The sequence below is a fragment of the Colwellia sp. genome (assembly GCF_013215345.1).
Lineage (GTDB): Bacteria > Pseudomonadota > Gammaproteobacteria > Enterobacterales > Alteromonadaceae > Colwellia.
Genome location: NZ_JABSOV010000203.1, coordinates 1 through 4,423, shown reverse-complemented (window position 1 = coordinate 4,423; position 4,423 = coordinate 1). Strand labels below are relative to the sequence as shown.

4 protein-coding genes are annotated in these 4,423 nt (G+C 40.2%); 3 read left to right on the top strand and 1 reads right to left on the bottom strand.

The genetic code is table 11. The annotated features are described in order from the left end of the window. The 3 genes from trpCF to trpA all read left to right on the top strand — a co-directional run. On the top strand, window positions 1–1,070 hold a 1,070-nt coding region (gene trpCF / locus HRT50_RS18010), incomplete at its 5' end, for a bifunctional indole-3-glycerol-phosphate synthase TrpC/phosphoribosylanthranilate isomerase TrpF (RefSeq protein ID WP_291617066.1). A 1-nt stretch (window position 1,071) separates the two neighbouring features. Further along, entirely contained in the window at window positions 1,072–2,331 is a 1,260-nt protein-coding gene (gene trpB / locus HRT50_RS18005; RefSeq protein WP_291617064.1) for a tryptophan synthase subunit beta, read from the top strand. Further along, window positions 2,331–3,179, top strand: a complete 849-nt coding sequence (gene trpA, locus HRT50_RS18000) for a tryptophan synthase subunit alpha (RefSeq protein WP_291617062.1) — start codon at window positions 2,331–2,333, stop codon at window positions 3,177–3,179. The genes trpB and trpA overlap by 1 nt, the downstream gene beginning before the upstream one ends. A 120-nt stretch (window positions 3,180–3,299) precedes the next feature. Here the strand turns inward: trpA and HRT50_RS17995 are convergent, their stop codons facing one another. Further along, window positions 3,300–3,653 carry a hypothetical protein gene (locus HRT50_RS17995; RefSeq protein ID WP_291617060.1) on the bottom strand — a complete coding sequence of 118 codons (354 nt, stop codon included), beginning with the start codon at window positions 3,651–3,653 and terminating at the stop codon, window positions 3,300–3,302. Window positions 3,654–4,423 lie beyond the last annotated feature (770 nt).

Below are 4,423 nucleotides of genomic sequence, written 5' to 3'. Positions count from 1 at the left end.
TGAATAAAGACTTCTTTGTTGATAGCTACCAAGTTTACCTAGCAAGATACTATGGCGCTGACGCTATTTTATTAATGCTCAGTGTACTCTCTGATGATGAGTACCTTGAGTTATCAGCCGTTGCTGAGCAATATAACTTAGCCGTGTTAACTGAAATTTCTACCTATGATGAACGCGACCGAGCAATCAAGCTTAATGCGAAGATGATTGGTATCAACAATCGAAACTTACGTGACTTAAGTACCGATATTGCACGTACCTTTGATTTTGCCCCTAGCTTACCCGACGATAGGATCATTATTTCTGAATCCGGTATTTACAGTAATGCACAAGTAAGAGAGTTAGCGCCTGCTGTTGATGGTTTTTTAGTGGGCAGCTCGTTAATGGATCCTAAAAATAACGTTTATCAAGATATTGACTTAGCATGTCGTAAACTTATTTATGGCAATAACAAGGTATGTGGTTTAACAGACGCTAAATATGCTAGCGCGGCCGCGGATGCCGGTGCACGTTTTGGTGGTCTGATTTTTGCTGAAAAATCACCTCGCTATGTTACCAAAGCGCAAGCCCAAAACATTATTAAAGCAATACCTAAGTTAGAGTATGTTGGTGTTTTTGTTAATAACGAACGTGATGAAATTATTGACTTGGTCAAGACTTTACACTTAACTGCTGTACAACTTCATGGTAGTGAAGATGCCCATTATATTGATGCCCTAATAGTTGAACTTGCAGAGCATGACTGTAGCTATTGCCAAGTATGGCAAGCAAGTCCGGTAGCCAATAGCGTACCTTTGCTTAATCAAAGTGTCACTCATCATGTCCTCGATGGCCAAAGCCCTGGTAGCGGTGCAGCATTTAATTGGCAAGTATTAGCCTTAAGTGAGCAAAGCTTATCGACCAGTTTTTTAGCTGGCGGTCTAAATATTGACAATATTAATCAAGCCCTTGAACAGTTAACTCAGGTGGATTTATTTGGCCTAGACCTCAACTCAGGTGTTGAAGCTAGCCCAGGTATTAAATCAAGCGAAAAGCTAACACAAGTATTTTCGCAAATTAGGAATTATTAACATGCTAAACGATATTAAAACAGCTGAGAAGTCATCAAAAAAAGAAACCTTACCCGCCTATTTCGGTGAGTTTGGTGGTATGTATGTCGGCGAATTACTCGTCCCAGCATTAGAGCAGTTAGAGCAAGCTTTTATTGAGTCTCAAACCGATGAAGCCTTTTTAACCGAGTTCAATAACTTATTAACCAAATATGCCGGACGACCTACACCATTAACTTGTTGTCGAAATATTGTAAAAAATCCGCTAGCTAAAATTTATTTAAAGCGTGAGGATCTATTGCACGGCGGCGCTCATAAAACTAACCAAGTGTTAGGACAGGCACTGCTCGCTAAACGCATGGGTAAAACTGAAATAATCGCTGAAACTGGCGCTGGCCAACATGGTGTTGCCACCGCGATTGCCTGTTCATTACTAGGCTTAAAATGTAAAATTTATATGGGTGCTGTGGATTGTGCGCGACAACAGCCCAATGTTTTTCGCATGGAATTAATGGGCGCAGAAGTGATTCCGGTAACGGCTGGCTCTGGCACGTTAAAAGATGCCGTTAATGAAGCGCTTAGAGATTGGTCGGCAAATTATGAAAACGCTCACTACTTATTAGGAACTGCCGCTGGCCCTCACCCATTCCCGACCATAGTTAGGGAATTTCAAAAAATGATTGGTGAAGAGGCAAAAGCACAGTTTTATGAAGAGGAAGGTCGTTTACCTGATTATGTTATTGCCGCGGTCGGTGGTGGCTCCAATGCCATTGGCATGTTCCACGACTTTATTCATGAAGAAGGTGTCAAACTTATCGGCGTTGAAGCCGGTGGTAAGGGTATTGAAACCGATCAGCATGGTGCAACGCTTGTAGCCGGTACAAAGGGCATGTTGCATGGAAACTACACTTATATAATGCAAGATAAGCATGGCCAAATTCAAGAGTCTTACTCTGTATCTGCTGGTCTTGACTACCCTGCGGTAGGCCCACAACATGCATTCTTAAAAGATACCGGTCGAGCACAATATGTCGCCATTAATGATGATGAGGCGTTAGCTGCATTTCAAGAATTAGCAAAAAAAGAGGGAATTATACCTGCACTTGAATCAGCTCATGCCCTTGCACAAGCTTTAAAAATGGCCGAGTCAGTCACTGAGGAAACTATTTATTTAGTAAACCTATCTGGTCGTGGTGATAAAGATTTAGCTCATGTACAGGCCATTATTTCACCTGATAAAGCAGCATCAGCAACAACAGTTAAACATAGAGGAGAGGCTTAATGTCACAATCAAATATTCAGCAAGCCGGTGCTCGTTATCAAACTTGCTTCGCTACGTTAAAAGAAAAAAATGAACGAGCTTTCATCCCTTTTGTTATGATTGGCGATCCTAATGCTGAACAGTCTTTTGCGGTTATTAAAAGTTTAATCGATGCCGGAGCAGATGCCTTAGAGTTAGGTATTCCTTTCTCTGACCCAAGTGCCGATGGTATAACAATTCAAAGGGCGGCCCTGCGCGCTTTAGGTGCGGGTATTAACACCGACATCTGCATTGATATATTAAAGCAAGTACGTGAATACGCCCCACAAATACCTATTGGCTTATTGCTTTACGGTAATTTAGTTTTTGCCCGTGGTATTGATAGCTTTTATCGTGATATGAGCGATGCTGGAGTAGATTCAGTCCTCATAGCCGATGTACCTATTCGTGAGAGTGAACCGTTTAGAGAAGCGGCATTAAAACATGGTGTTGCACCTATTTTTATCGCGCCACCTAACGCCAGCGATGATACTTTACGTGCTGTATCATCATACTCTAGAGGTTACACTTATGTATTAAGTCGCGCTGGTGTAACAGGTGTAGACAGTGCAGAGAGCCCTAAAAATACAATTACCACATCAGCTAGTCAGTTAATTGAAAATTTAACAAAATACCATGCCGCCCCACCCGTATTAGGCTTTGGTATTTCTACACCGCAACAAGTTAAAGATGCCCTTAACGCAGGTGCACTTGGTGCAATTAGTGGTTCGGCTGTGGTTAAAATAATTGAAGATAATTTAGCCGATAAGAACAAGATGCTGACAGAGTTAACGCATTTTGTCGGTGAGATGAAAGCAGCGACGAGATAGTAAATACCCCCGTTAAGCTATCACTCTAAAGTGATAGCTTAATTAATAACAGTAAAAAGGAGCAATGATATTGCTCCTTTTTTATTGTCTATTTCATTACACCTTTTTGATTACTCTAGTTTAAACTCTGAGCACTCTCAAAGATAAAAATACTATCACTAGCGTTAGACCAATAAATAACAATGCCAAAAAGTGATACAAAATTCGCTGCACTTTTAATTTTATGCGGATAAAGATTCCTGGCGAGTCGGTATTAATTTTGGGGATATTATCAAAGAGAGAAAGCAATATATTGAACAGTAGTAACCATATGCAAGCAATAAAACTTAATAAAGCATAAGGGCTGGTCGGTTGTTGTGAAGTTGTTTGCTGCAGTTGGCTAAAAATAATACCAACAAGGATTACAGCAAGTAGATAACTCAACTTGCGAAAGGGTTGCAGCTTGGTAGCAAGCTTTGCTAATAAATCCAACATGTTCTGCCCAATTTTCATCTGACTCTAACTGCCATTAGAATAAGCTGTTATTACAATATTAGCTAGCTGTTAACATCCATTGAGGGAGTATTGAACGCAGAGAAATTAACTGTTATTGATAAGAAATATTTATCACTACACATAAAAAATGCAACTCATTAAGTCGCATTTCTATTACTAGCTTATATGGTGCATCCTGCACACATATTTTATGATCTCATTTCGTCCTTGAACAACTATCCCTAGCTTATCCTATATGAGTCCACTCATATCCATTTTAGAAGCCGCCCATAACTTCAGTTTCTTGAGCTTAGTCATCCTAACCAAGCCACATCCTTGTTTTTATCGTCCTTAATTAGCGTCCTCCTGACGCCCTTTACTAAATTAACTTTCCTTAGTTAATTTCCCTGTTTAAGCATCCGTTTCAGTAGTCATCCATATCTACAGTCTTCCTGACACCCTTTGCTACATTAACCTTCCTTAGCTAATATCCCTGTTTAAACATCCATTTCAGTAGTAATCCATAACTACAGTCTTCCTGACCTTGGTAATCCTAACCAAGCCACATCCCTGTTCATATCATCCATAGTGGCATCCTACCACTAGACTTCGTCCTTAAAGCCTCCTTGTTAAACCCTTTTATAAATAACACCAAAGTATTATTTATAATCAAAGCATCCCGCTTTAGGTTTTCCCGATACTCACTTATGCACAGCATCCTTACTCATATCTTCCTTGAATAGCATCCTCTGCGTCCTATTTACTCAACT

Coding starts and splice junctions, on each gene's coding strand:
- trpB (WP_291617064.1), top strand. CDS start 1,072: ATGCTAAACGATATTAAAACAGCTGAGAAGTCATCAAAAAAAGAAACC.
- trpA (WP_291617062.1), top strand. CDS start 2,331: ATGTCACAATCAAATATTCAGCAAGCCGGTGCTCGTTATCAAACTTGC.
- HRT50_RS17995 (WP_291617060.1), bottom strand. CDS start 3,653: ATGTTGGATTTATTAGCAAAGCTTGCTACCAAGCTGCAACCCTTTCGC.